Source organism: Amycolatopsis sp. NPDC049253 (assembly GCF_040678995.1).
GTDB lineage: Bacteria > Actinomycetota > Actinomycetes > Mycobacteriales > Pseudonocardiaceae > Amycolatopsis.
Window position 1 is genome coordinate 142,487 of sequence record NZ_JBFAQX010000012.1, and the last position, 24,167, is coordinate 166,653.

Here is a 24,167-nt window from a genome sequence, read left to right on the forward strand (position 1 = left end):
AAGGCTCTTTCCCGGAATGCGAGACCGGGAAGGGGCCTTCACGGTTTTCCGGGCATTTCCCCGCCGGTTTTCCGCAGTGGTCCAGACCATATTCGGGAGGGGTCGTGAGGATAGTCACGGGCCCCGGTGTTCCGGTGAGGGCCGTCACGCCTCACACTGGTGTCATACGCGTCCGACAGTGCTGTTGACGTCAAGCGGGTAGTCCCCCTTGGACAGTGCGCCGGACGCGTTTTTGTGTGTGCAGGCAGCACGCACCCGTGTGACGCACAGGAGGAAAGTCGTGTCCAGCAAGGCCGCTCTCGTGTTCCGCGTGGCCGCAGTCGCCGAAGCCCTGTCCTGGGCCGCGTTGCTGATCGGGATGTTTCTCAAGTACGTCGTGCACTCCTCCGGTGAGGGCGGCGTGCCCGTCATCGGCATGGTCCACGGCGTGATCTTCGTGCTCTACGTCGTGGTCTCCCTGTCCGTCGCCAAGCCGCTCGGCTGGCGCCCGAAGACCCTGGTGCTCGCGCTGCTGTCCAGCATCCCGCCGCTGTTCACCTGGATCTTCGAGAAGTGGGCCCTGCGCAACGGCCGCCTCGACGGCCCGCAGCGCCTCACCCACGGCGGTGTCGGCCTGTTCGAGTCCCGCGTGCCGGAGACCGCGAACGCCTGAGTTCCCCGCTTCCGACGGGCCCGTACGACCTCGTGTCGTGCGGGCCCGTTTCGCGTTTGCCCGGGTCGCGTGGTTTCGGCGTTATTCGGTGAAGTCGCCGGATGAGCGGCGGACCTTGGTGAGCAGATCGGTGAGCTGCTCGACCTGCCGCTCGGTGAGCCCCGTGAGCCCGAAGTCGATGCCCGTCACCGCGGCCGTCGCGGCTTCGCGGCGCGCGCGGCCGTCGTCGGTGATCTCGACCAGCGTGGTGCGGCGGTCGGTGGGGTGCGGCACGCGCTTCACGAGCCCGTCGCGCTCGAGGCGGTCGACTATGTTGGTGACACTGGTGGGGTGCAGCTGCAGCCGTTCACCCATCACCCGCATCGGCAGCCTCGAGTTGCGGGCGAAGGTGAGCAGCACGAGCGCCTCGTAGCGGGCGAACGTGAGGCCGTGCGGCTTGAGCGAGCCGTCGACCGCCGACTGGATGATCTGTTGCACCCGCATCAGACCGGTGACCGCGGCCATGGTTCCGGCGGGACCGATCCGGTCCTCCCAGAGCTCGGCCGCACGGGCGATCGGGTCGAACGGCAGCGGTCGGTTCATGACAAACGAAGTTACCAGCGGGTACCCGGAAGACGGCGATCGCCCTGCTCGCCCCGCCTTTGTTTTCCCCTGACGAAAGGATCCCGACATGATCGTCGCGTTCAGCGTGAGCCCCTCCGGCGGTGACCCGGACGCCGGCGTGAGCGAGGCCGTCTCCCGCGCCGTGAAGGTCGTCCGCGACAGCGGGCTGCCGAATTCCACCAACGCGATGTTCACGAACGTCGAGGGCGAATGGGACGAGGTGATGGCCGTCGTGAAGCAGGCCGTGCAAGCCGCGGGGGAGGGCTCGGCGCGCGTCGGCCTCGTCCTCAAGGCCGACATCCGCCCGGGCTACGACACGGGCCAGCTCACCGCGAAGGTCGACCGCGTGGAAGCGCACCTGCGCGAGGGCTGAGTGCCTACGGCAGCGGCGGGGTGAACGCCACGGTCCACCGGCCTTCCTCCCTGGTCACGGCCAGGGAGTAGGTGAAGCGCGAACCGTGCGTCACCCCGCTGACCACCGCGCGCGTGGGGGAGTGGTCGTCGGGGACGAGCTGCACGGCGATGTCGCGCACGTCGTCTTCGCCGAGCACGGCCACGTAGTCGTCGGCGAAGTCGGAGGCGCCCGAGCCCGGGTAGTCGAGCAGGTCTTCGAGCGCGCCGGAGTCGCGGGCGACGAGGGCACTGCGCAGCGAGTCACGCAGAGCGACGGGCGAGGGGGCGCCCGGGTCCGGCTGGTTCGCGATGAGCACCGTGATCGCCACGACCCACGCCACACCCACCCCGACGGCCACCGCCACGGTGGCGTTGCGCCGGCTCAGCATCACGGCCTCCCTGATCTTTCCGCCGTGAGCATGCACGAGCCGGGCGCTCCTGCCAATCGCGACGCGAGTGCGCCACCCGGGCACCGGCGGTGAAATGTCCCGCCACCCCGTGCCAGGATGGAGGGCGTGACACACCCACGCGGATCTGCAGCGAACTCAGCGGCCATGTCCGCCGCACTGTCCGGCGCGGTCGACCTGTCCGCGCTCAAGGCCCGGGCCGAAGCGTCCCGGAGCCAGCCCCCCGCGCCGCCCGCGGGTGCGGCGCCGGCCGGGGGTGGCGCGCCGCCGTCGGACGTCATCATGGATGTGACGGAAGCCACGTTCCAGACCGACGTCGTCGAGCGCTCGCTCAACCAGCTCGTGCTCGTGGACCTGTGGGCCGACTGGTGCGGCCCGTGCAAGCAGCTCAGCCCCGTGCTGGAGCGCCTCGCCACCGAAGCGGCCGGCGCGTGGGTGCTCGCCCGCGTCGACGTGGACGCCAACCCGCGCATCGCGCAGCTGTTCGGTGCCCAGTCGATCCCGACCGTCGTCGCGATCGGCGGCGGCCAGCCCGTGGACGCGTTCTCCGGCGCCCTGCCGGAGCCCGAGATCCGCAAGTGGCTGAACGCGCTGCTCGACGCCCTGCGGGACAAGCTCCCCGGCATCCGCGCCGCCGAGGAGGTCCGCGGCCCGATCGAGGAGCCCGAGGACCCGCGCTTCACCGAGGCAGAGGAAGCCTTCGAGCAGGGCGACTTCGCCGCGGCGCAGGCCGCCTACGAGCGCATCCTCGACGCCGAGCCCGCCAACGAGCTGGCCAAGAACGCCCTGGCCCAGGTCAAGTTCACCGCCCGCGCCGAAGCGGCCGACCCGGACGCCCGCACCAAGGCCGACGCCGACCCGTCGAACCTCGACGCCCAGCTCGCGGCCGCCGACCTGGAGATCGCGGAGCAGGACGTGGACGCCGCGTTCACCCGCCTGATCGACGCCGTCCGCCGCACCGCCGGCGACGACCGCAACCGCGTCCGCGAACACCTGGTGGCGCTGTTCGACCTCTTCGACCCGGCCGACGAGCGCGTGATGAAGGCCCGCCGCAACCTGGCGAGCGCCCTGTTCTGAGCCGTTCCACGACGAAGGCCCCCGATCCGCGATCGGGGGCCTTCGTCGTGTTCCCGACCCGCCGGGCGCGTTTCCAGCATGCCGGGAAACTCCGTTCACGCTGATTTTCCAGCCTGCGTGGAAAACGCGCCGGCGGATCGGTCAGCCGTACTGCTTCGAGCAGACCGAGGAACCCTCGAGGTATCCCCGGCGCAGCGACTCGACCCGGTCGAAACCGCTGTCCGGCCGCTTGCCGTTCACGTCCGCCGACACCAGGCCCTCCGGACGCAGCAGGTCCGCGATCGCCTCGTCGAGGTCGCCGGCGGACAGGCGCAGCGTGCCGGGCCGGTTCGTGAACGCCGCCCAGGCACCCACCAGACACGATGTCCGCAGCCCCGCGTTCGGGTTGTCCAGCGACGCTCCCACGCCCTTCTGGATCCCCAACGCGTACCGCGACGCCACCTCCGCGAATGCGGCGAAGTCGCCCAGCCCCGTGCTCTGCTGCCCGGAGGCCTCGGCTTCCTCGTCCACCGGCTGCGCCAGCGCCGTGAGCCGCGAAACGTCGATGTTCACCGTGTTGTCCGCGGGGCAGTAGGACGCGGGCGGGGTCGACGGCCCACCCGAGCAGCTGCCGCTGCCCTGCACGATCGTCGGCGCCTGCACCCCCGCACCGCCGAACGCCGAATCGAGGCTCGCCTTCAGCAGCGTCAGGGTCTGCTCGGAGATCTTCGCGTCGCCCTTGCCGGTGTCCTTGCTGTCGAAGGGCCGCTCCGTGAGCCGCGCCTGCACGTTCTGCGCGTTCATTCCCGCGCACTCCTTCGGGCCCTTCTCGAACCCGGACTGGAACGCGAACGTCCGGTCGAACGCCGTGCCGTGCGCCTGCCGGTCGGTGGCGCTGGTGCCGGCCTGGTCGCGGATGAAGAACATCGCGGCCATGATCTGGTCCAGGCCCTCGGCCGTGGACACCTGGTAGTACTTGCTCTTCCCCTCGGCGACCCAGCGGAAGTAGCTGCCCGCGAAGCAGTCGGCCTGCTGCTCCTTCACCACGCTCGGCGTGCTCTTCGTGATGCCGGCCTTCGGCCCGAGCCGGTACTGGATCGCGTGGCCGAACTCGTGCGCCAGCACGGTGACCACCGACATCGGCCCGAAGCGCTGGCGCAGCATCGGCAGCAGCACGCCGCGGTCCCACGCCACCGAGTCGTCAGCTGAGCAGTAGAACGCGTTCACGAGCTTCTTCACGCTGCCGCACGCCGTCTGCTCCGTGTCGGTGCGCGAGTCGTAGGACAGCAGTGACGTCACGGGCTTGAAGTCCTGCCCGAACTCGGTCGGCAGCGCCTCGCCCCAGTAGGCCTCGACGTCGGCGATCGCGGCCGTGGCCAGCTGGTCGTCCTGCCCGCCCTCGGCGTTCTTCACGGTCAGGTCCGGCTTCGGCGCGCCGCGCTTCAGGCCGCTGTCGAAGTGGGTCACGGGCAGGCCCGCGACGTTGCCGGCCCCGGGCGTCACCGGCCCGGCCGAGCTGTTGCCGCACGCCGCCGCGCCCAGCGCGGCCACCACCGCGAGCGCCAGCAGCGCTCCCCCTCGCCTCATCACGCCCGGGACCCTACTAAGCGGCTGTGCCCGATGTGAGCGTTATCCCCGAACGGGTCATGCGCGCTCCGTGCCCGGGCCCGATATGGTCGCTGACCATGCGTGCTGTCCGCCGGTTCACCGTCCGAGCCAGCCTGCCGGAATCGCTAGCGGGCCTCGGCGCGCTCGCGACGAACCTGCGCTGGACGTGGCACCCACCGACCCGCGACTTGTTCGCGTCGATGGACGCCGAGCTCTTCAACGCCATCCGTGACCCGTTGCGGATGCTCACCGCGCTGCCGCCGGAGCGGCTCGAAGAGCTGGCCGTGGACGAGGACTTCCTGCGCCGCACCCACGAAGCCGCGGCGGGGCTGGAGCAGTACCTCACCGAACCGCGCTGGTACCAGCGGCGCACCGACGAAGGTCTGCCCGCGGCCGTCGCGTACTTCTCGATGGAGTTCGGCGTCACCGAGGCCCTGCCGAACTACTCGGGCGGCCTGGGCGTGCTCGCGGGCGACCACCTGAAGGCGGCTTCGGACCTCGGCGTGCCGATGGTCGGCGTGGGGCTGCTGTACCGGTCGGGCTACTTCCGCCAGAGCCTGTCGCTCGACGGCTGGCAGGTCGAGCACTACCCCGTGATCGACCCCAACGCGTTCCCGCTGGAGCTGGTGACCGACGGCGGGCACGCGGTCCTCGTCGAGGTCGCCATGCCGGGCGGGCGCACGCTGCGCGCGCAGATCTGGCGCGCCCGCGTGGGCCGCATTCCGTTGCTGCTGCTCGACACCGACATCGAAGCCAACGACGAGGACCTGCGTCCCGTCACCGACCGGCTGTACGGCGGCGACGCCGACCACCGCATCCGCCAGGAGATCCTCGCCGGCATCGGCGGCTTCCGGGCCGTGCGGAAGTTCTGCGAGCTCACCGGCCACCCGCAGCCGAACGTCTTCCACACCAACGAGGGCCACGCCGGCTTCCTCGGCCTCGAGCGCGCCCGCGAGATCATCCAGGCCGACCGCCTCGGCTTCGACGAGGCGCTCCCGGCCGTGCGCGCGGGCACGGTGTTCACCACCCACACGCCGGTGAGCGCCGGCATCGACCGGTTCCCCGTCGACCTCGTGCAGCGCTACTTCTCCGACGGCCGGCTCGTGCCCGACATCGACGTGCGCCGCGTGCTGCAGCTCGGCGCGGAGGACAACCCCGGCCTGTTCAACATGGCCCACATGGGACTGCGGCTCGCTCAGCGCGCCAACGGCGTCTCGGAGCTGCACGGCCGCGTCACCCGCCGCATGTTCTCCCGCCTGTGGCCCGGTTTCGACGACGACGAGGTGCCGGTCTCGTCCATCACCAACGGCGTGCACGGGCCCACGTGGGTCGCGCGCGAGCTGAGCGCGCTGCTGGGCGGCAACCACGACGAGTTCGGCCACGAGGGCCGCACGCCGGACAGCTCGCTGCGCGACGGCGTCACCGACCAGCAGCTGTGGGGGCTGCGCCGCGAGCTGCGGGAGAAGCTCGTGGCCGAGGTCCGCCGGCGCGTGCGGGCGGCGTGGATGCAGCGCGGCGCTTCCGCGCTGGAGCTGGGCTGGACCGAGCGCGTCTTCGACCCCGACGTGCTGACGGTCGGCTTCGCCCGCCGCGTGCCCACGTACAAACGCCTCACCCTCATGCTGCGCGATCCCGACCGCCTGCGCGCCCTGCTGCTGGACGAGAAGCGGCCGATCCAGATCGTGATCGGCGGCAAGTCGCACCCGGCCGACGAGAACGGCAAGCAGCTCATCCAGCAGATCGTGCGGTTCGTCGACGACCCCGCCGTGCGCCACCGGATCGTCTTCCTGCCCGACTACGACATGTCCATGGCCCGCTACCTCTACCGCGGCTGCGACGTGTGGCTCAACAACCCCGTGCGGCCGCTGGAGGCGTGCGGCACGTCGGGCATGAAGTCGGCGCTCAACGGCGGCCTGAACCTCTCCATCCGCGACGGCTGGTGGGACGAGTGCTACGACGGCTCCAACGGCTGGGCCATCCCCACCGCCGACGGCGTCACCGATCCCTTACGCCGCGACGACCTGGAGGCCGCCGCGCTCTACGACCTGCTCGGCCAGCAGATCGCGCCGCTCTACTACGACAAGGATTCCTCGGGCGTCCCCTCCGGCTGGCTGTCCATGGTCTGGCACACGCTGGAGACGCTCGGCCCGCGCGTGCAGGCGTCGCGCATGGTCCGCGAGTACGTGGACTCCGGCTACCTGCCCGCTTCGCGCATGGTCGCCGCCGCCGTCGGCGACGGGTACGCCGGCGCGCTGTCGCTCGCCGACTACCGCACCAAGCTCGAGGTGTCGTGGCCCCGCGTGCGGATCTTCGACTCGGAGCTGCTCTACGACCGCTCCGAAAGGCTTGTCGTCGGCACCGAGGTCACCGTCCGCGCCCGCATCGACCTCGCCGGCCTCGACCCGTCCGAAGTGGACATCCAGGCCGTCGTCGGGCAGGTCGGCGACGGCGACGAGCTCACCGACACCGTCACGGTCCCCATGCGCGGCGACGGCATCGGCGCGTTCTCCGCCTCACTGCGCCTGCCCCGTGCCGGCTCGGTGGGCTACACGGTGCGCGTGCTGCCGAAACACCCGCTGCTGGCGAGCCCGGCGGAACTGGCCCGCGTCGTCCTCGCCTGACGGTGGCGGCCATCGAGGTCCGCCCGGCGCGTCCCGCCGAGTTCGAGGCCGTCGCCGGGTTGCGGTGGCGGTGGGTGGCGGAGCGGGACGGCCTGCCCGACGAGGAGCGGGCCGCGTTCGTGCGGGAGTTCGCGGCGTGGGCGCGGGACAACGCGGCCACGCACCGGTGCCTGGTCCTCGTGCGCGACGGCGAAGTGATCGGGATGGCGTTCCTCGCGATCACGGCGCGGGTGCCGTCGCCGGTCGCGCTCTCGCGGGCCTCGGGTGACGTGCAGTGCGTGTACGTGGTGCCGGAGGCCCGCGACGGCGGGTTGGGCGGCGGGCTGATCGACGCGACCCTGCGCCTGGCCGCGGAACTCGGCCTGGAGCGCGTCACCGTGCATTCGTCGGAGCGAGCCGTGCCGGCCTACGAACGGCACGGCTTCGCGGGGTCACCACTGCTGTTGCAGACCAGGCCGGGGCCCGCCGGAACCGCCGTCACGGCACCGCCGGCGACCCACCCTCCACCACGGGCAGCCCCTCCGCCGCCCACGCCCGGAACCCACCCGCGAGATCCGTAGCGTTCTTCAACCCCAACCGCTGCAGATCCGCCGCGGCCAGGCTCGACGAGTAGCCCTCGTTGCACATCACGATCGCCGTCGTGTCAGTGGTCACACCGGGCAGCCGCCAGTCGCTGTCCGGGGCGAGCCGCCACTCCAGGTGGATCCGCTCGACGACCACGGCGCCGGGAATCTCGCCCTCGGCGGCGCGGTTGGCGTGCGGCCGGATGTCCACGATCAGCGCGCCTTCGGCCTGCAGCGCGGCTGCGCGAGCCGGCGGGACCCGGTCCAGGGAGGACCGGGCGCCGGCGAGGAAGTCGTCGATCGAGCTCATCGGCCGAGTATGACCGGCAGCGGCGGGATTTCGGCGGGCACGTCGGCCAGCGTCGCGTATTCGCGCGTGGGCACCAGCGGCGGCGAGTACGCGTGGACGCTCGTGGCCGGCTCGTCGCCGAGGCCGGTGACCTGGTGCGCGCGCCCGGCGCCGAAGCCGATGCCCTCGCCCGCCTGGTGCGTGCGGCGCCGGATCGGGCCGCCGGGATAGCGGTATTCCTCACCCAGTTCGCCCTGCAGCACGGTGAACGAGCCGGCCGCGCCGCCGTGGTCATGGGGCTTCGTCTGCTGGCCGGGCAGCCACGACAGCAGCCACAGCTCCAGCCCGTCGGTGAGCGCGAGCCGCGCCCACCAGCGGCTTTCCTCGTCGAAGCGCAGCACCTCGCGCAGGCTGGAGGTCAGCTCGGTGGTCACGGTCTTGGTGAGGTCGGCCAGCTCACGCGGCGTCCACAGCAGGCGCTCGGGCTGCAGCAGCTGCGCCAGCAGGGGATCGGTCAGACGGGGGTGGATCTCGAAGTCGGGACGGGTGATCGACGTGGTCAACGCGGGTGCTCCTCAAGCAGTGGTGACGGCTGGCAGAACGGCACAGCGCGGCACGAAACCCGCGTCTCAGCAGGCGCGCCGCGCTCGCGTACACCCGCACGAGGCCACGAGGAGCAGGTCGATCGTGCGCCGGCGCCAGAACGAGCCCCGGGCTGCGGGGACGGCGGCGGACGCGGACCTGGACACGTCACCGATCGTGCCACAGCCCACGGTTTGTACGCTGCTTCGTCCCATCCGCTGGACGCCGTCGCGGGCTCACACGCGCGCGGGTGCGTTGTCAACCCCGGGCGGGTGCGGACGCGCGCGCGTGGACGGCCACAATGGGCCCGTGAGCGAGCCGATCCTGCCCAGCGACCTTGACGACCTCGTGGTGCGGATGTCCGGTGTCGGCGTCCGCCGCAGCGGAAACGACCTTCTCGCGGACCTCGACTGGAGCGTCGAACTCGACGAACGGTGGGTCGTGCTCGGGCCCAACGGCGCGGGCAAGACGACCCTGCTGCGGCTGGCCGCCGCGGAACTGCACCCCACGGCCGGCACCGTCGACCTGCTCGGCGACCGCATCGGCCGCGTGAACATCTTCGACCTGCGCCCCCGCATCGGGTTCACCTCCGCCGCCATCGCCCAGCGCATTCCCGGCGACGAGCGTGTGGAAGACGTGGTGGTGAGCGCCGGCTACGCCGTGATGGGCCGCTGGCGCGAGGCCTACGACAGCCTCGACCTCAACCGCGCCGCCGAGCTGCTGGGCACGCTCGGCATCGCGCACATGGCGAAGCGCACGTTCGGCACGCTGTCGGAAGGCGAGCGCAAGCGGGTGCTGATCGCGCGTTCGCTGATGACCGACCCGGAGCTGCTGCTGCTCGACGAGCCGGCGGCGGGTCTGGACCTGGGCGGGCGCGAGGACCTCGTGGCGCGGTTGTCCGACCTCGCGATGGACCCGGACGCGCCGGCCATGGTCCTCGTCACGCACCACGTCGAGGAGATCCCGCCGGGCTTCACCCACGCGTTGCTGCTGCGCGACGGGCACGCCGTGGTCGCGGGCCTGATGGACGACGTGATCACGAGCGAGAACCTGTCGAAGACCTTTGACCAGGACCTGGTGCTGCAGCGTTCGGGCGAGCGGTTCTTCGCCCGGCGCCGGTAAGTTCGGGCGTACCGGCCGGTAGCCTGCCGGCATTCGTCAACGAGGAGGAAGTCGCGTGGGAGAGTTCGTAAACCTCGAGGTCGAGAACGGGGTCGGTACGATCCGCCTGAACCGGCCGCCGGTCAACGCGATCAACAACCAGCTGCAGACCGAGCTGGCCGAGGCCGCGCGCGAGGCTTCGAACCGCTCGGACGTGCGTGCGGTGATCCTCTACGGGGGCGAGAAGACCTTCGCCGGCGGCGCGGACATCAAGGAGATGGGTGACCGCACCTACCCGGAGATCTCGAAGTTCGGGGCCGAGCTCACCGCGGCGTGCTCGCTCGTCGCGGCCATCCCGAAGCCGGTCGTCGCCGCCATCACCGGCTACGCCCTCGGCGGCGGCCTGGAGCTGGCGCTCACCGCCGACTGGCGCGTGGCGGGCGACAACGTGAAGGTCGGCCAGCCGGAGATCCAGCTCGGCATCATCCCCGGCGCCGGCGGCACGCAGCGGCTTTCGCGCCTGATCGGACCGAGCAAGGCCAAGGACCTCATCTACACCGGCCGGTTCGTGAAGGCCGACGAAGCGCTGAAGCTCGGCATCGTCGACGAGGTCGTCGCGCCGGACGACGTCTACGCCGCCGCGCACAAGTGGGCCGCGCAGTTCGTGAACGGTCCCGCCGTGGCGCTCAAGGCCGCGAAGACCGCCATCGACTCGGGCCTCGACGTCGACCTGGCCACCGGCCTGAAGATCGAGACGCAGCTGTTCACGGCGCTGTGGGCCACCGAGGACCAGAAGAACGGCATGAAGTCCTTCGTCGAGAACGGCCCCGGCAAGGCCACTTTCGAGGGGAAGTGACGGCCGTGACCGACCCGGCCCCGAACCCGCACGCCACGGCCGACGAGGTCAAGGCGGCCTACGACGACCCGAAGCTCGCCAACGTGCTCTACCACGACTGGGAAGCCGGGACGTACGACGAGAAGTGGTCGATCTCGTACGACGAGCGCTGCATCTCCTACGCCACCGACGTGTTCAACGCCGTCGCGGGCGAGGACGGCCAGCCCTACACCCACGCGATGGAGCTGGGCAGCGGCACCGGGTTCTTCCTGCTGAACCTCATGCAGGGCGGCGTCGCGAAGAAGGGTTCGGTCACGGACCTCTCGCCGGGCATGGTGCAGGTGGCGCTGCGCAACGCGGAGAAGCTGGGCCTCGACGTCGACGGCCGCGTGGCCGACGCGGAGCGGATCCCGTACGAGGACAACACTTTCGACCTCGTGGTGGGGCACGCCGTGCTGCACCACATCCCGGACGTGCGCCAGGCGTTCGGCGAGGTGCTGCGCGTGCTGAAGCCGGGCGGGCGGTTCGTCTTCGCGGGTGAGCCGACCAAGGTCGGCGACTTCTACGCGCGCAAGCTGGGCCAGATCACCTGGTACCTCACCACGCGCGTCACGAAGCTGCCCGCGTTGACCGGCTGGCGGCGCCCGCAGTCCGAACTGGACGAATCGTCGCGTGCGGCGGCCCTGGAAGCCGTGGTGGACATCCACACCTTCGACCCGTCGGAGCTCGAGGGGATGGCGCGTGGCGCCGGGGCGCAGGACGTGCGCGCGGTGACCGACGAGTTCTCGGCAGCGCTGGCCGGGTGGCCGATCCGGACGTTCGAGGCCGCGGTGCCTCAGGAGAAGCTCACGGTGCGCTGGCGCATGTTCGCCTACCACCTGTGGCTGCGGCTGTCCGCTTTGGACAAGAAGGTGCTCTCGAAGGTGCTGCCGCGCGAGCTGTTCTACAACGTGATGATCACCGGGACCAAGCGGCCTTCCTGAGTTGTCCTACGGTTTCTCGCTCGACGACGTCGCCTTCCTGCGCTCCGCCGCGGGACGGGCGGCGCTCGCCGACTGCGCGGCACTGCCGCTGACGGACGCTTCCCGCATCGCCGACGTCGCCGCCGTGCGACGGTCGGTGGGGGAGCGCTTCGCCGCGGCGGTGCTGGAAACGGTGGTGCTGCGGCGGAAGTCGGCTCCGAAGCTCGCGGACGCGGACTCGTGGCTGTTCACTGGCGACGCTTTGCAACAGGCGAGCGCGACGGCGGTGGCGCGGCACCGGGCTTCCCGGCTGGCCGGCCGCGCTGTACACGACGTGACGTGCTCCGTCGGCGCCGACCTGGTGGAGCTGGCACGGGTCGCGTCGCGGGCGCTGGGGTCCGATGTGGACCGCGTGCGGCTGGAGATGGCGCGGCACAACGCGTCCGCCGCTGCGGTTTCGGTCGGCGTGGTGCAGGCCGATGCGCTGCGACCCGTCAGCCGCGACACGGTCGTGGTCGCCGACCCGGCCCGGCGCGACTCGGCCGGGCGGCGCACGTGGAAACCGGCGGACTTCCTGCCGCCGCTGGACGAGCTCGTCGACGCCTACGCCGGACGCACCTTGTCGGTGAAGTGCGCGCCAGGCCTGGACTTCGCCATCGCGCCGTGGGCCGAGGAAGTGGAGCTGGTCTCCCTCGACGGACAGGTCCGCGAAGCCTGTCTCTGGCGTGGCTTGGAGACCGGCGTCTCCCGGCGTGCCACGGTGTTGCGTTCGGACGGTACTCAGTGGATGGTCACCGACACCGAACCGGATGACCTGCCTGGTTCGCCGCCGGGGGAGTGGATCATCGACCCGGACGGCGCCGTCGTCCGCGCCGGCCTCGTCCGCCACTACGCGGCGCGCCACGGCCTGTGGCAGCTGGACGAACGCATCGCCTATCTCACGGGTGACACCCCACCGCCGGGCGTCCGCGCCTTCCGCGTGCTGGAACACGGCCCGTACAGCGAAAAAGCCCTGCGCGCCACGCTGAAACGCCACGACGTCGGCCGCTTGGAGATTCTCGTCCGCGGTCTGGACATCGATCCGGACGCCCTGCGTCGCCGTCTGAAACCGCGTGGTAGCGCTGAGTCCACTGTGGTGCTCACGCGCATCGGCCGGTCGCCGGTGGCCTTCGTGTGCCGCGCCGAACGCATCCCTTCGGAGGGTTCTCCGGACGCGTCTGTTGGCGTAGATTTCGGGCGCACTTAACCGGAAGTTCACCCAGACATCGGAGGGGTCGCCGTGTCCCGTTTTCCCGCCCTGCTCAAGCTCGCTGCCGCCGCGGCGATCGGCGCCACCGTCGCGGGTGGTGCGACCGCGCTGGCCGGCTCCGACGCCGTGACAGCAGCCCACGGCCGGGAGCCGGCGAACATCGGCCAGGTCAAGAACGACGTGAAGGCCTACTACGGCGACTACCTCGACGCGTCGGGCAAGCACCACTACTCCGACTCGAGCCGGTTCGTCACCGACACCAAACGCGTCGTGGCCGACGCGAAGCGCTACCTCACGCAGAAGCTCGGCAAGGTGAAGAACCCGGCGATCGTGCTCGACGTCGACGACACGTCCGAGGTCACCTACGGCTGGGAGGCCGACAACGACTTCGGGTTCGACCCGGTCAAGCAGCAGCAGGCGATCGACAACGGCACGTTCGTGGCCAACAAGCCCGTGCTGGAGCTGGCGAACTGGGCCGCCCAGCGCGGTGTGAAGATCTATTTTCTGACCGGCCGCAGCACCCCGCAGGGCCCGCAGTCGCTGAAGAACCTGGCCAACGAGGGCTACCCGGCCCCGGCGGGCGCGTTCTTCAAGCCGGCCGGCACGGCGCCGGACTACCTGCCGTGCGGCCTGACCTGCACCACGATCCAGTACAAGTCCGGCACCCGTGCCCACATCCAGGCGACGGGTGCCCGCATCGTGCTCAACCTGGGGGACCAGTTCAGCGACCTCGAGGGCGGCTACGCCGACCACCCGGTGAAGCTGCCGAACCCGATGTACTACCTGCCCTGACGGCGTCGCCCGGCCTGGGTGTCCTCACTGGACACCCAGGCCGGGCCTGCGGTCAGCCGGTGTAGCCGGAGAAGATCTTCGAGAACTCGTAGGGCTGCTGGGAAACGTTGGTGCAGCGGTAAAGCGCGCCGTTGCACGCGTTCGCGTCGCGGCCGGCTTCCCAGAACGACAACATGCCCAGGTGCACGCTCTTCGCGAAGTTCACCACCGCGGTGGCGTCCTTCTGGTAGAAGATCTCGTTCTGCGAGTCGTTGACGCCCAGCATCGGCGTCAGCCCGACCTTCTTCCACGCGGCGGCGTCCGACAGCCCGAAGATGGACTTGAGCTGCGCCTGCGTCGCCTTGGCGGCCGAGATCGCCTTCGCGCCCTGGTCGCCCGCACCCTGGTAGTAGTCCATGGCCATCACGTTGACCAGGTCCAGGTTCACGCCCGCGGCCTTGGCGGCGTTGACCACACCGAGGCCGTTGCTGTCGAGCCCGTTGGGCAGCACCGGCAGCGTCAGTGAGATCTTCAGGCCGGGGTTGTTGTTCTGCACCGTTTTGAGTGCCTGCGACCGCCGCTGGATCGACGCCGTGTCCGCGACCGCCGCGCCCTCGATGTCGAGGTCGATGTACTTCAGCCCGTACGCCTTCACCACCGCGTCGTACTCCGCCGCGAGCGAGGAGACACTGCTGCACGCCTGCGCCAGCTCGATCCCGGACGCACCCCCGAAGGACACCTTCACATCACCCCCGCCCGACCGGATCTTCGCGATCTCACTCGCCTGCCACGCCGACCGCGGGTCGTACGCGTTGAACCAGCTGGCCTTGCACCCTGCGCCCGTCACGAACCCGAGCGTGAACCCCTTCACCCCACCCTTCGACGACATCGTCGAGAGCACCGGCGTCGGCCACGCCCCCATATCCACATACGGCGCCACCGGCACCGGCGACCCGGCCGCCGCGGGCGCCGCACCCGCCGGCGCAGCCAACCCGGCAGCCACGGCCGCCAATCCACCCAACGCAGCAATCAACTTCCGGGGAGAGGGGAGCCTCATGGTGAAACCTCCACAGCGGGGACCTGGAGAGCGGGAAACCTTGCCCAAATGGTATAGACCAATAATGTGACTCGGACCATACGCCATTCGGATGCCTCGCGGTCCCGGTCACCGGCAACACCGCCGCTGACCTGGGTTTTCAGCGCGGGCCAACCGTCTGCCTGACGTCGTCCGCGACTCAGTCGGCTTCCGCGCCGGCTTTTGGTCGGATCCTGGTCGCAGCCCTCCGGGCGCGTCCGGTCACCCATCCCCTCAGCTTCGGTCGAGATTCTGCGCACTTGCGCGAGCTTCTCTGCCAGCCTCGACTGTCAGCCCTGGTCGAGATTCTCCGCGCAACCGCAGCCAACCGTGCCCTCACGCCGTCGCAACCCGGCAACTCCCCTCGGCGCCGCAAGCCCCGCAGCCCCGCCCTCAATCGGCCACAGTAAACCGACGTCACCCAACAGCGAGCGCCGTCACCCCCGACACATACCGCCCGCCCTTCACATCCCCCAACGGCACCAACCGCGGCAGGTCCAGCGCCTTCCCGTCCTCCACCGTCGACAGCAGCAACGGCCGCCCGCCCACCGAAGCCTCCGCCAGGGTCACCGCGGCCCCGTAGCCGTCCGACCCGACGGCGACCACCGTCTTGTCCGGCGTCGGCAGCACGCCGGCCAGTAGTAGAACCAGCGAAAGCGACGGCCCCGACTCCGTGTGCGTCTGCGGCCCCGCATCGGACCCGAACGTCGCCGTCACCGTCCTCCGCGGAAGGCGGGCGAGCAGTTCCGGCGGCAGAGTCACGACGCGCCGCCCCGCCGTCACGCGCACCGCGCGGGTCGTCGAAGCCGCGGCGGACACGAGCACCGTCACCGACCGGACGTTCGTCACCGTCCGTGAGGCGTTGCGGTCGCCGGGCACCGTCAGGTCCACACCATGCCGGCCCGCCCGGAACACCGCCGGGTGGTTGCCGAACGACGGATCCAGCTCCGCCAGCGCGAACGTCACCGCACGGTGCTTCCCACTCACCTTCACCGTCACGCGCAGCATCGTGTTCTTGCCCGGCGGCACCATCGGCGACGACCCCGTCACCACCTGATCCAGATCCGCGCCCGCCAGATCGGCCGCCGAGAACGCCCGAGGATTCGCCACCGCGCCGCCGACGCTCACCGACGTCGCGGCCGCCGCCACCCCCGTCGCCCCGAACGACGCGACGACCACCGCGAGAACAACGACGAGTCTGCGCATCCGCGCATCCCTCGACCAGTTCCACCCGCATTCGCGGACGAGCGGGCGAAGTTTAGCCGCTTTCTCGGAGTTCGGGGTTCACTCGACACGCAGCCGCCACCGGCCGCTGTTGCCTCGAGACGGCGACACCCATGAGCACCACAACCATCCCGGCGACCACACGCGGCCCGATCTCCTCGCCCAGCACCACGGCCCCGAGCACCACCGACACCACGGGCAGCAGGTATCCGACCGTCGCCGCCGTCGTCGGCCCTTCATCGGCGATCAGGCGGTAGTTCAGATGGAACGTCACGCCGGTCCCGAACACCCCGAGCACCACCACGGCCACCACCGACAACACCGTGACGTGCGGCGAAGACGACAAACCAGCAGGCAACGCCAGCGCACTGAGCCCCGTCGCCGCCAACAGCTGCGCGGCCGACAGCGCCAACGGCTCCGTCCCGCGGCCGACGAGCTTGCGCCCCATGTACGCGTACGCGACCGCATAACTGACCGCCGCCCCCAGCAGCGCGAGCGAACCCCAGCTCGCCAGTCCGGTTCGCGTCCAGGGCGCGAAGATCAGCAACGTCCCCGCGAACCCGATCAGCAGACCCGCGAGCCGCGTCGGCCGGATGCCGCGCTCGCCACCGAGCGCGAGGCCGATGAGCAGCGACCACAGGGGAGTGGTCGCGTTCAGCACGCCGGCCACGCCGGAGTCGACGGTCCGCTCGCCCACCGCGAACAACGCGAACGGCGCCGCGTTGCACAACAACGCCGCGACTGTCAGCCGCCCCCACGTCGTCCGGTCGCAGGGCAGCTTCTGCCGCGCCGCCACCGCGAGCCCGAGCAACACCAACGACCCGAGCGCGCACCGGATCACGGTCACGACCGCCGGCGAAAAGCCTTCGAGGGCGAGTTTGATCCACAGGAACGTCGAGCCCCACAGCACGGCCAGCGCCGCCATCCGCACCACCGTGCCGCCGGACATCCGAGCTCCCCCAGGTCGATTCGCTGTCCACGCTGCCCCAGCCTGATCGACAGGACAAGTGAAAGATCTTGGACGAATCGTTAAGGAGAGCTGGACAATGTCAGCCGGTGCCGCGCTCCTGCAGGTACTGCTTCCCGACCGTCTTCGGCACCCGGCAGAGCCACCCTTCGACAAGCGCCTCGTCAAGCGTCGGCAGATCGATCTCGGCCAGCCGCACGAGCACGGCCGGGTAGCCGTCGAAGTGCGGAATGGTGAAGAAAACGCCCGGCTCGTCCGCCAGCAACGCCTCCTTCGCCCCGGCATCCGGCACCCGAACCGCCAGCACGTCGCCCTCCGGCGCCGCGTCCCCGAGCGCGGCCAGATCGGTCTTGCGCAAGGGCCGCTCCCACGCGTACGCCTTGCCCTTCACGCCCCACGACCGCGTATCCCTCTTGACGACCAGCTCCGTCCCCGGCAGCTGCGCCCCCAGTCGCGCAACGTCTTCCCAAGTCGCCATGCCGCCCAGGCTAACCCGGCCGCCCCCGCGCGGCGCCGCTTTTCGCCCGCCCACCAGCCGTTCGCCAGTGAACGGCGAACGGCGACAACCGACATCCACCGGTGAGAGCCCCGGCCGGACACCCGTCGCCACCAAACGGCAACAGGGGCCCGGCCAAGGGATTCACCGCTTCCGCGCCACCAGCACAGTGTCGCGAATGGACACTTCGTGCCCGTCGATCTCGTGCGCCCGCTCCCTCGCATCCGTCACCACGGACTCCCACGACTCGTCCAACGTCGCAGCCACGTCCTCCGCCAGGAAGAACATGTCCGGCACGTTCGGCCGGTGCGCGGCGCCCTCCACATCGGTCGGGTGGTGGCCGACGATGAGCAACGTCCCGCCCGGCGCCACCGCGTCCGCCAGCCGCGCGAAGATCGGGACCCGATGGACGGTCGGCAGGTGCAGGAAGTGCGACGTGACGAGGTCGTACTTCTCGTCCGGCACCCAGGTCGTGAGGTCGGTCGTCAGCCACCGGATCCGGTCGCCCACGCCCAGCTCGGCCGCCTGCGCCGCACCCCGGTCGAGGGCGGTGGCCGCGAAGTCCGCGGCCGTCACGCGCCAGCCGTTCTGCGCGAGCCACACCGCGTCGCCGCCTTCACCGGAGCCGGCGTCGAGCGCGCTGCCCGGGCGCAGGTCGGCGGCCTCCGTCACGAGCTGTGCGTTGGGCCGCCCGCTCCAGATCGCGGGCTTCGACCGGTACCGCTCGTCCCAGGAATCCTGGTCGAACGGGACCTCTTCGTGCTGCTCAGCCATCGTCACACCCCGTGCTTCGTCGAGCCGCCGACCAGCGCGGCAACCTGTCGTTCCAGTTCGTGCGCGAAAGGCTCCCGCGCGCGTCGTACGTCCTCGGCCACGAGATCGCCGTTGATCACCGCGCCGGCCGTCAGCCCGGCCGCCGCGGACACGACGACCTGCGACTTCATGTCGGTCACGTTCCCGGCCACCCACACCCCGGGCACCGCGGTGGCGCCGTTCGCGTCGGCCGGTACCGAACTGCCGATCACGTGCCCGTCGACCTCGAGCTCCACCGGCTCCAGCCCCAGAGACACGAGCACGTCGGCCCGCGCCGTGAACCGCGGCGCGACCACCACGGCCTCCCGGGCGACGACCTCACCCGAGCGCAGCACGACGCCGGTGAGTGCGTCCCCCTCCACGCGCAGCGCCGCCACCTCGCCGTCGACGACCCGGATCCCGCGCGCGGTCAGCTGCGCCAGCTGCTCCTCGTCGAACGCGGCCGTGTGCCGGAAAACGACGACGTCGTCCGAGAGCTGCCGCCACATCAGCGCCTGGTGGACGGCCATCGGGTTCGTCGCCAGCACGCCGATCGCCTGGTCACGAGCCTCCCAGCCGTGGCAGTACGGGCAGTGCAGCACGTCGCGGCCCCACCGCTCGGCGACGCCCGGGACGTCCGGCAGCTCGTCGACGAGCCCCGTCGCCACCAGGAGGCGACGCGCTCGCGTGGTCCTCCCATCGGCGAGGGTCACGACGAACCCGCCGCCGTCCAGCGCGACGGCCGAGGTCACGGCGCCGTCCACGATCTCGCCCCCGTAGCCGATAACCTCTTCGCGCCCGGCCGCCAGCAGCTCGCCGGGCGGCGTGCTCTCGCGGGCGAGGTAGTTGTGCACGTGGCCGGCCGGCGCGTTGCGTGGCTCGCCGGCGTCCACCACCAATACGGAACGCCGGGAGCGCGCAAGCGCCACCGCGCCGCTGAGGCCCGCGGCACCGCCGCCGACCACCACGACGTCGTAGTTCTCGTTCACCTGGTCCTCCTGTAGTTCGACCCTCCCCTCGGACTATCCGGAGATCTCGCCGACTTGACAAATGCATTTGCCGAAGTGGCAAATAGAGGCATGGACGGTGAACTCCCGGACGTCGACGGCGTCCTCGAATCGGTGGGCCCGCGGCTGCGCGCGCTCCGCCAGCAGAACAACGCCACGCTCGCCCAGCTGTCGGAGACCACCGGCATCTCGGTGAGCACGCTTTCGCGCCTTGAATCCGGTCAGCGCAAGCCGACGCTGGAGCTCCTGCTCGCCCTCGCGCGCGCCCACCAGGTGCCGCTCGACGAGCTCGTCGGCACCGCGCCGACCAGCGACCCGCGGCTGCACACGAACTCCTTCGTGCGCCACGGCATCACGTTCTTCCCGCTCACGCGCCGGCCCGGCGGGCTGCGCGCGTACAAGCAGATCTTCCCGCCGCACTGGCCTGACACGGACCCCGATCCGCGCGTGCACGAGGGGTACGAGTGGGCCTACGTCCTTTCCGGACAGTTGCGGCTCATTCTCGGCGAGCACGACGTGATCCTCAAACCGGGTGAAGTCGTGGAGTTCGACACGCACGTTCCGCATTGGTTCGGCAACCCCGGCGACGTGCCCTGCGAGGTTCTCGCCCTTTTCGGGCCACAGGGGGAGCGGTTCCACGTCCGCGCCCGCCCGGCGTCCTCTTGACGCATACCCATATGGGAATATTATAGGCGGCATGGCACGAGCAGCGACGACGACCGACGTGTTCAACGCCGTGGCCGAACCGCGGCGACGGGAGATCCTTGATGTGCTCGCCGGTGGCGAGTACCCCGTCAACGACCTCGTCCGGCTGCTCGGCATGGGGCAGCCGCAGGTGTCGAAGCACCTGCGCGTGCTGCGCGAAGTGGGCGCGGTCGACGTCCGGGACGAAGGACGTCAGCGCTTGTACCGGCTCAACGGCCGTGCCCTGAAACCGATCCACGACTGGGTGCGGCGGTTCGAGCGCTCCTGGGAGGAGCGGTTCGAGCTGCTGGATTCCGTGCTGGAGGAACTCGAACGTACCCACGACCGATCCACGGGCGAGGAGAGCGACCATGACCGAGACGACAACGGGCACGGCGAAGGTGACGCTGCCGGCCGATGACCAGATCCTGATCACCCGCGAGTTCGCCGCCCCGCGGCACCTCGTCTATCGCGCGTGGACCACGCCTGAGCTGGTGAAACGCTTCTGGGCGGGCCACCGCGGCACGATGCGGTCCGTCGAGATCGACCTGCGCGTCGGCGGCCGGTGGCGCTACGTCCTCGACGCCAACGGCGGCTTCGAGGTCGCGTTCCACGGCGAGTACCGCGAGATCGTCCCGAACGAACGCATCGTCAGCAGCGAGGTCTACGAAACCCCCGGCGCGTCCGACGACGACGCCGCCATCACCACCACGACCTTCGCCGGCTCCGGCGACCGCACCAGCCTGTCGATCCTCATGGAGACGGGCAGCCGCGAAGTCCGCGACGCCATCATCGAGTCCGGTATGGAGGGTGGCATGCAGGAGCAGATGGACCTGCTGGAGGAGCTGGCCGCCTCGCTGGCCTGACTCGCGGATCCGTTCTGCGGCACCGGATTCCGCCGATCCTCGTGTCGCGAAAGGACCCGTCGTGCCGAAGGCCGGCGCGACGGGTCCCTTCGCGCCGGATTGGCCCGACGGGTCTCGCCGCGGCGACCGCGTTCGTGGCGGCTCAGGTCTGGGCCGTCGGCCGCACCACGATCTCGTTCACGTCCACCGCCGCCGGCTGGCTCACGGCGTAGGCGATGGCGTCCGCGACGGCCGAAGCCGGGATGCCCAGCTGCTCGCTCGCCGCGCGCACCGCCGCCTGCGTCTCGGGATCCCCGCCCTGATCGGCGAGCTCCGAGTGCGTGAAGCCCGGGCTGACGATGGTGACGCGAAGGTTCGTGTTCTCCTGTCGCAGCCCCTCGGAAAGGGCCCGCACCCCGAACTTCGTCGCGCAGTACACGGCCGCCGTCGGGTCCACGCGCAGGCCGGACGTCGACGCGACGTTCACGATGTGACCCCCGGTTTCGCCCATCAACGGCAACACCGCGGCGATCCCGTGCAGCGTGCCGCGCAGGTTTACGTCGATCATCCGGTTCCAGTCGTCGACGCGGAGCTTGTCCAGAGTGGACAGCGGCATCACGCCGGCGTTGTTCACGAGTACGTCCACCCGGCCGTGGCGCTCGTGCGCGGCCGTCACGAACGCGCGCACGCTCTCCAGGTTGGTCACGTCGAGTTGCCGGAAGTCGGCCTCGCCGCCGTTCGCGCGGATCTTCTCCGTGAGCGCCGCGAGCCGGTCGGTGCGGCGGGCGCCCAGGACGACGTGGTGACCGTCGGCGGCCAGGCGCAGCGCGGTGGCCTCTCCGATGCCGCTGCTCGCGCCCGTGATCAGCGCGATCTTGCCGTTCATGCGTACTCCTCGTGAGGTCTGCGCGGTCGTGGGGACCGTCGTGACCTCGAGGCTGCCCGCGGCGAAACGCCTCGGGAAGGACGCCGTTGCCTAGGAGTGGCACACCCTGGCCGGGCTCACCGCGGCTGGTCGGCCACCGCGTGCAACGACCCCAGCAATGCCAGCGCATCGGCACTCGCGCTGTTCGGCTCCGCGATGCCCACCAGCAGGTACTGGCCGGACGCGTCGCGGACGTCGAACGTCTGGTAGTCCAGCACGATCTGGCCGACGGCGGGGTGGTGGAACGTCTTGCGCGTCCCGGCGAGCCCCTTCACGCCGTGGTTTCCCCACAGAACGGCGAATTCGTCGCTCGTGGCCAGCAGCTCGTCCACGAGCTCGCCGACTTCTTCGCGGTCGTAGCCGCTCGCGAGCCGCAACGCGTCGACGGCGCTGGCCACGATGTCGTCCCACTCCACGAACAGCTCACGCGCCGCTGGGTCGTGGAACAGCGTGCGCACCATGTTCGCCGGCTTGCCGAGGGGGGACAGGAGCGCGTCGGCGAGCGCGTTCGTCGCCAGCAGGTCGAGGCGCCGGTTGGTGACGTACGCGACCGCGTTGGGGAAGGTGTCCATGAGCCGCAGGAGCTCGGGGGAGACGTCGTCACGCCGGTGCTCCGGCACCCGCGGCACCAGGCCGGCGAGGCGGTAGGCGTGCCAGAGGCCATCGGCGCTCAGGCGCAACGCCCGCCCGATCGCGTCCAGCACGGGCCCGGACGGGTTGCGCTCGCGCCCCTGCTCGAGGCGCGCGTAGTAGTCCGCGCTGACGCCCGCCAGCACCGCGACCTCCTCGCGCCGCAGCCCGCTCACCCTCCTCGGGCGATGACTGGTCACGCCCGCGTCCTCGGGGGCCAGCCGGGCCCGCTGCGCGCGCAGGAACTCTCCCAGCTCGTTGCCGCTCACGTCACCACGGTACCGGGCGCTCCGGCCTCCCGAAGGTGCCGTCCACCCGGTATCACCGCAGGCAGACCAGGCCTTCGGACCTCGCGAACAACCCCACGGCGAACGGGAAACCGACGTCACGGCAAGTGGCCGATGCCTCGCCGATGCCGTTGCCGGAAATCGGCGACACCGAGGTCAGTGCCGATTTCCGGCTGGCGGCCGTCGCCGGATCCGACCTCAGGAGGCCGGCTCCAGGTGCTGCCTCAGCACGTCGGCCTCCGCGCGCAGCCGCTGCGCCGCCTCGGCCCGGCCGAGCCGCTCGTACTCGTCCGCGGCGGTCGTGCGCTCCAGTACTTCGTTCTCGACGATCGCGCGCACATCGGCTTCCGTCAGCACACGACGCTCGGCCTCCGCGGCGCCGACACCCAGGGCCGCACCCACGACGTGTTCGGTCCCGGTCGCCGTGGACGGCTGATCGACCGGCACGGCCTCGGCGTTGTCGATCGCCGCCAGTGCCGAGCGCAGGGCGGTGGTGGCGACGCGGTCGCGGTTCTTGAGTGCCGTCTTCAGGCCGGCACGAAGGCTGGCGCGCATGAGTCGAATTCCATTCGGGAGCAGGAACGAAGGACCCGACGCTAGCAGCCGACCACGACCTCAAGCGCGCCATTTCCGCGCCTTCACCCCGCGCGCACGCCCGAAAACGGGAACGTGCCGCCACCCGAAATCGTCACCGATCCGGTGAACACGTTACCGCCCACCGTGCCCACCACACCGATGTCGAACCGCGCCGGATCGGTCACCACGGCGGTGAACTCCAGGTGATGACCGTCGACACTGCCCGACACGATGGGGACCGTTACGCCCAGCTGGGTGTCCACGATGGACCCAGTCACGCCGCCGGCCACGGTTTCGAGACTCAGCACCAGCTCCTTGCTCCCCGCCGGGTGGGTGAAGGTGATGTGCCACGTGCCATCGATACGGGCTTCGCCACTGAGCGGCAACGCGTCGGCCACGACCGGTCCCGCGACGCCGGCCGGCACCACGCGCTCGCCCAGCACTGGCTGGTCGGCCCTCACCGCGACGCCCGTGGAGTTCAGAAAACCCGCCATCATCCGGTAGTAGCCGACGAGGAACAGCACCTCGAGGATCGTCGCCTGATCGAACGCCGCCGCGAGCGCCGTCCACGTTTCGTCCGAGACGAACGCTGCGGCGGACAACTCGTCGGCCGCCCGCAGCACGGCGTCGTCCTCGGGTGACCACACCGCGGCCGGGTCCGACAGTGCGTTGATCTCGTCCGCCGTCGCGCCGGCGCCGAGCGCGGCGGGCACGTGGTTGGCCCACTCGTACGGAGCTTCACACCGCAGCGCGACCCGCAAGATCGCCAGCTCCCGGACGCGTGGGTGCAGCTTGCCTTGAGCCAGCAGGTGTTCGCCGAGACCCGACGAAGCCTTCAGCAACGACGGGTTCCGCGCGAGCACCCGGATCACCTCGTCGGCACCGAGTTTCGCGAGCTTCTGCTCCTCCGGCGCCATCTCCTCCCACGGAAGCGGCGAGATCCGGGGATGGGTCGCATGAGACATGA

Annotated in this window: 27 protein-coding genes and 1 pseudogene; 13 read left to right on the top strand and 15 right to left on the bottom strand. The window is 70.7% G+C overall.

The genetic code is table 11. From position 1 onward, the window contains the following. The first annotated feature begins 280 nt into the window (after positions 1-280). On the top strand, positions 281-652 hold the full coding sequence (locus tag AB0K15_RS26400) for a DUF3817 domain-containing protein (protein WP_364055705.1): 372 nt from the start codon (positions 281-283) through the stop codon (positions 650-652). Positions 653-733: 81 nt separating this feature from the next. Here the strand turns inward: AB0K15_RS26400 and AB0K15_RS26405 are convergent, their stop codons facing one another. After that, positions 734-1,234, bottom strand: coding sequence for a MarR family transcriptional regulator (locus AB0K15_RS26405; protein ID WP_220237531.1), 501 nt, complete (start codon positions 1,232-1,234; stop codon positions 734-736). Between the two features lie 88 nt (positions 1,235-1,322). Here AB0K15_RS26405 and AB0K15_RS26410 point away from each other — a divergent pair, with 88 nt between their 5' ends. Then, positions 1,323-1,628, top strand: a complete 306-nt coding sequence (locus tag AB0K15_RS26410) for a thiamine-binding protein (protein WP_364055708.1) — start codon at positions 1,323-1,325, stop codon at positions 1,626-1,628. A gap of 4 nt (positions 1,629-1,632) precedes the next feature. On the opposite strand, the gene AB0K15_RS26415 is transcribed toward AB0K15_RS26410, so the two are convergent. After that, complete coding sequence (locus AB0K15_RS26415; RefSeq protein ID WP_364055711.1) at positions 1,633-2,037, bottom strand: hypothetical protein; 405 nt, start codon at positions 2,035-2,037, stop codon at positions 1,633-1,635. Positions 2,038-2,202: 165 nt separating this feature from the next. On the opposite strand from AB0K15_RS26415, the gene AB0K15_RS26420 reads away from it, so the two are divergent. Beyond that, entirely contained in the window at positions 2,203-3,132 is a 930-nt protein-coding gene (locus AB0K15_RS26420; RefSeq protein ID WP_364055714.1) for a tetratricopeptide repeat protein, read from the top strand. A 141-nt stretch (positions 3,133-3,273) separates the two neighbouring features. On the opposite strand, the gene AB0K15_RS26425 is transcribed toward AB0K15_RS26420, so the two are convergent. Beyond that, on the bottom strand, positions 3,274-4,698 hold the full coding sequence (locus tag AB0K15_RS26425) for a neutral zinc metallopeptidase (protein ID WP_364055717.1): 1,425 nt from the start codon (positions 4,696-4,698) through the stop codon (positions 3,274-3,276). A gap of 98 nt (positions 4,699-4,796) precedes the next feature. Between AB0K15_RS26425 and glgP the strand changes: the two genes are divergently transcribed. After that, positions 4,797-7,340 carry an alpha-glucan family phosphorylase gene (gene glgP, locus AB0K15_RS26430; protein ID WP_364055720.1) on the top strand — a complete coding sequence of 848 codons (2,544 nt, stop codon included), beginning with the start codon at positions 4,797-4,799 and terminating at the stop codon, positions 7,338-7,340. Positions 7,341-7,342: 2 nt separating this feature from the next. After that, positions 7,343-7,789 (top strand): annotated as a pseudogene (locus tag AB0K15_RS26435) (GNAT family N-acetyltransferase); the annotation flags it as partial. A 28-nt stretch (positions 7,790-7,817) separates the two neighbouring features. Here AB0K15_RS26435 and AB0K15_RS26440 read toward each other — a convergent pair. Continuing rightward, positions 7,818-8,213, bottom strand: a complete 396-nt coding sequence (locus AB0K15_RS26440) for a rhodanese-like domain-containing protein (RefSeq protein WP_364055723.1) — start codon at positions 8,211-8,213, stop codon at positions 7,818-7,820. Then, the gene (locus tag AB0K15_RS26445; protein ID WP_364055726.1) at positions 8,210-8,755 is read right to left on the bottom strand and encodes a cysteine dioxygenase family protein; all 546 of its coding nucleotides are present in this window, start codon (positions 8,753-8,755) and stop codon (positions 8,210-8,212) included. The genes AB0K15_RS26440 and AB0K15_RS26445 overlap by 4 nt, the downstream gene beginning before the upstream one ends. Before the next feature lie 328 nt (positions 8,756-9,083). On the opposite strand from AB0K15_RS26445, the gene AB0K15_RS26450 reads away from it, so the two are divergent. Genes AB0K15_RS26450 through AB0K15_RS26470 form a run of 5 tightly spaced genes read left to right on the top strand, consistent with a single transcriptional unit; the run spans position 9,084 to position 13,713 of the window. Continuing rightward, positions 9,084-9,896, top strand: a complete 813-nt coding sequence (locus AB0K15_RS26450) for an ABC transporter ATP-binding protein (RefSeq protein WP_364055729.1) — start codon at positions 9,084-9,086, stop codon at positions 9,894-9,896. A gap of 55 nt (positions 9,897-9,951) precedes the next feature. After that, positions 9,952-10,731: an enoyl-CoA hydratase-related protein gene (locus tag AB0K15_RS26455; protein WP_364055732.1), complete on the top strand. Its 780-nt coding sequence runs from the start codon at positions 9,952-9,954 to the stop codon at positions 10,729-10,731. Next, positions 10,728-11,693, top strand: coding sequence for a class I SAM-dependent methyltransferase (locus AB0K15_RS26460; RefSeq protein WP_364055735.1), 966 nt, complete (start codon positions 10,728-10,730; stop codon positions 11,691-11,693). Before AB0K15_RS26455 ends, AB0K15_RS26460 begins: the two co-directional genes overlap by 4 nt. A 1-nt stretch (position 11,694) precedes the next feature. Beyond that, on the top strand, positions 11,695-12,918 hold the full coding sequence (locus AB0K15_RS26465) for a class I SAM-dependent methyltransferase (protein ID WP_364055738.1): 1,224 nt from the start codon (positions 11,695-11,697) through the stop codon (positions 12,916-12,918). 33 nt (positions 12,919-12,951) lie between these two features. After that, complete coding sequence (locus AB0K15_RS26470) at positions 12,952-13,713, top strand: HAD family acid phosphatase (RefSeq protein ID WP_364055741.1); 762 nt, start codon at positions 12,952-12,954, stop codon at positions 13,711-13,713. A gap of 52 nt (positions 13,714-13,765) precedes the next feature. Here AB0K15_RS26470 and AB0K15_RS26475 read toward each other — a convergent pair whose 3' ends face one another. The 6 genes from AB0K15_RS26475 to AB0K15_RS26500 all read right to left on the bottom strand — a co-directional run bounded on the left by AB0K15_RS26475 (position 13,766) and on the right by AB0K15_RS26500 (position 19,235). After that, the gene (locus AB0K15_RS26475; RefSeq protein WP_364055744.1) at positions 13,766-14,695 is read right to left on the bottom strand and encodes a chitinase; all 930 of its coding nucleotides are present in this window, start codon (positions 14,693-14,695) and stop codon (positions 13,766-13,768) included. 489 nt (positions 14,696-15,184) lie between these two features. Next, positions 15,185-15,973 (bottom strand): hypothetical protein, encoded by a 789-nt coding sequence (locus AB0K15_RS26480; RefSeq protein WP_364055747.1) that lies wholly within the window; start codon positions 15,971-15,973, stop codon positions 15,185-15,187. A gap of 52 nt (positions 15,974-16,025) precedes the next feature. Continuing rightward, on the bottom strand, positions 16,026-16,940 hold the full coding sequence (locus AB0K15_RS26485; RefSeq protein ID WP_364055750.1) for a DMT family transporter: 915 nt from the start codon (positions 16,938-16,940) through the stop codon (positions 16,026-16,028). Between the two features lie 100 nt (positions 16,941-17,040). Beyond that, positions 17,041-17,436, bottom strand: coding sequence for an MmcQ/YjbR family DNA-binding protein (locus AB0K15_RS26490; protein ID WP_364055753.1), 396 nt, complete (start codon positions 17,434-17,436; stop codon positions 17,041-17,043). A 162-nt stretch (positions 17,437-17,598) separates the two neighbouring features. After that, a complete protein-coding gene (locus tag AB0K15_RS26495) occupies positions 17,599-18,228 on the bottom strand; it encodes a class I SAM-dependent methyltransferase (RefSeq protein WP_364055756.1) in 630 nt (209 codons plus the stop codon). A 2-nt stretch (positions 18,229-18,230) separates the two neighbouring features. Continuing rightward, positions 18,231-19,235, bottom strand: a complete 1,005-nt coding sequence (locus AB0K15_RS26500) for an NAD(P)/FAD-dependent oxidoreductase (RefSeq protein WP_364055759.1) — start codon at positions 19,233-19,235, stop codon at positions 18,231-18,233. 90 nt (positions 19,236-19,325) lie between these two features. On the opposite strand from AB0K15_RS26500, the gene AB0K15_RS26505 reads away from it, so the two are divergent. Genes AB0K15_RS26505 through AB0K15_RS26515 form a run of 3 tightly spaced genes read left to right on the top strand, consistent with a single transcriptional unit; the run spans position 19,326 to position 20,803 of the window. Continuing rightward, positions 19,326-19,919 carry a cupin domain-containing protein gene (locus AB0K15_RS26505; protein ID WP_364055762.1) on the top strand — a complete coding sequence of 198 codons (594 nt, stop codon included), beginning with the start codon at positions 19,326-19,328 and terminating at the stop codon, positions 19,917-19,919. 31 nt (positions 19,920-19,950) lie between these two features. Continuing rightward, a complete protein-coding gene (locus tag AB0K15_RS26510; RefSeq protein WP_364055765.1) occupies positions 19,951-20,358 on the top strand; it encodes a metalloregulator ArsR/SmtB family transcription factor in 408 nt (135 codons plus the stop codon). Further along, the gene (locus tag AB0K15_RS26515) at positions 20,309-20,803 is read left to right on the top strand and encodes an SRPBCC family protein (RefSeq protein WP_364055768.1); all 495 of its coding nucleotides are present in this window, start codon (positions 20,309-20,311) and stop codon (positions 20,801-20,803) included. Before AB0K15_RS26510 ends, AB0K15_RS26515 begins: the two co-directional genes overlap by 50 nt. Before the next feature lie 142 nt (positions 20,804-20,945). Here AB0K15_RS26515 and AB0K15_RS26520 read toward each other — a convergent pair whose 3' ends face one another. From AB0K15_RS26520 to AB0K15_RS26535, 4 genes are all read right to left on the bottom strand, one after another. Continuing rightward, entirely contained in the window at positions 20,946-21,668 is a 723-nt protein-coding gene (locus tag AB0K15_RS26520) for an SDR family oxidoreductase (RefSeq protein ID WP_364055771.1), read from the bottom strand. A gap of 116 nt (positions 21,669-21,784) precedes the next feature. Continuing rightward, a complete protein-coding gene (locus tag AB0K15_RS26525) occupies positions 21,785-22,606 on the bottom strand; it encodes a helix-turn-helix transcriptional regulator (protein WP_364055774.1) in 822 nt (273 codons plus the stop codon). A 216-nt stretch (positions 22,607-22,822) separates the two neighbouring features. Further along, the gene (locus AB0K15_RS26530; RefSeq protein ID WP_364055777.1) at positions 22,823-23,179 is read right to left on the bottom strand and encodes a hypothetical protein; all 357 of its coding nucleotides are present in this window, start codon (positions 23,177-23,179) and stop codon (positions 22,823-22,825) included. An 83-nt stretch (positions 23,180-23,262) separates the two neighbouring features. Beyond that, positions 23,263-24,165 carry a carboxymuconolactone decarboxylase family protein gene (locus AB0K15_RS26535; protein ID WP_364055780.1) on the bottom strand — a complete coding sequence of 301 codons (903 nt, stop codon included), beginning with the start codon at positions 24,163-24,165 and terminating at the stop codon, positions 23,263-23,265. Positions 24,166-24,167 lie beyond the last annotated feature (2 nt).

Bases quoted from the DNA above. Each gene is read 5' to 3' on its own strand.
- AB0K15_RS26405 (WP_220237531.1), bottom strand. From the start codon at position 1,234: ATGAACCGACCGCTGCCGTTCGACCCGATCGCCCGTGCGGCCGAGCTC.
- AB0K15_RS26510 (WP_364055765.1), top strand. From the start codon at position 19,951: ATGGCACGAGCAGCGACGACGACCGACGTGTTCAACGCCGTGGCCGAA.
- AB0K15_RS26520 (WP_364055771.1), bottom strand. From the start codon at position 21,668: ATGAACGGCAAGATCGCGCTGATCACGGGCGCGAGCAGCGGCATCGGA.
- AB0K15_RS26415 (WP_364055711.1), bottom strand. From the start codon at position 2,037: ATGCTGAGCCGGCGCAACGCCACCGTGGCGGTGGCCGTCGGGGTGGGT.
- AB0K15_RS26530 (WP_364055777.1), bottom strand. From the start codon at position 23,179: ATGCGCGCCAGCCTTCGTGCCGGCCTGAAGACGGCACTCAAGAACCGC.
- AB0K15_RS26410 (WP_364055708.1), top strand. From the start codon at position 1,323: ATGATCGTCGCGTTCAGCGTGAGCCCCTCCGGCGGTGACCCGGACGCC.
- AB0K15_RS26485 (WP_364055750.1), bottom strand. From the start codon at position 16,940: ATGTCCGGCGGCACGGTGGTGCGGATGGCGGCGCTGGCCGTGCTGTGG.
- AB0K15_RS26515 (WP_364055768.1), top strand. From the start codon at position 20,309: ATGACCGAGACGACAACGGGCACGGCGAAGGTGACGCTGCCGGCCGAT.
- AB0K15_RS26495 (WP_364055756.1), bottom strand. From the start codon at position 18,228: ATGGCTGAGCAGCACGAAGAGGTCCCGTTCGACCAGGATTCCTGGGAC.
- glgP (WP_364055720.1), top strand. From the start codon at position 4,797: ATGCGTGCTGTCCGCCGGTTCACCGTCCGAGCCAGCCTGCCGGAATCG.
- AB0K15_RS26420 (WP_364055714.1), top strand. From the start codon at position 2,203: ATGTCCGCCGCACTGTCCGGCGCGGTCGACCTGTCCGCGCTCAAGGCC.
- AB0K15_RS26480 (WP_364055747.1), bottom strand. From the start codon at position 15,973: ATGCGCAGACTCGTCGTTGTTCTCGCGGTGGTCGTCGCGTCGTTCGGG.
- AB0K15_RS26425 (WP_364055717.1), bottom strand. From the start codon at position 4,698: ATGAGGCGAGGGGGAGCGCTGCTGGCGCTCGCGGTGGTGGCCGCGCTG.
- AB0K15_RS26440 (WP_364055723.1), bottom strand. From the start codon at position 8,213: ATGAGCTCGATCGACGACTTCCTCGCCGGCGCCCGGTCCTCCCTGGAC.
- AB0K15_RS26535 (WP_364055780.1), bottom strand. From the start codon at position 24,165: ATGTCTCATGCGACCCATCCCCGGATCTCGCCGCTTCCGTGGGAGGAG.
- AB0K15_RS26505 (WP_364055762.1), top strand. From the start codon at position 19,326: ATGGACGGTGAACTCCCGGACGTCGACGGCGTCCTCGAATCGGTGGGC.
- AB0K15_RS26490 (WP_364055753.1), bottom strand. From the start codon at position 17,436: ATGGCGACTTGGGAAGACGTTGCGCGACTGGGGGCGCAGCTGCCGGGG.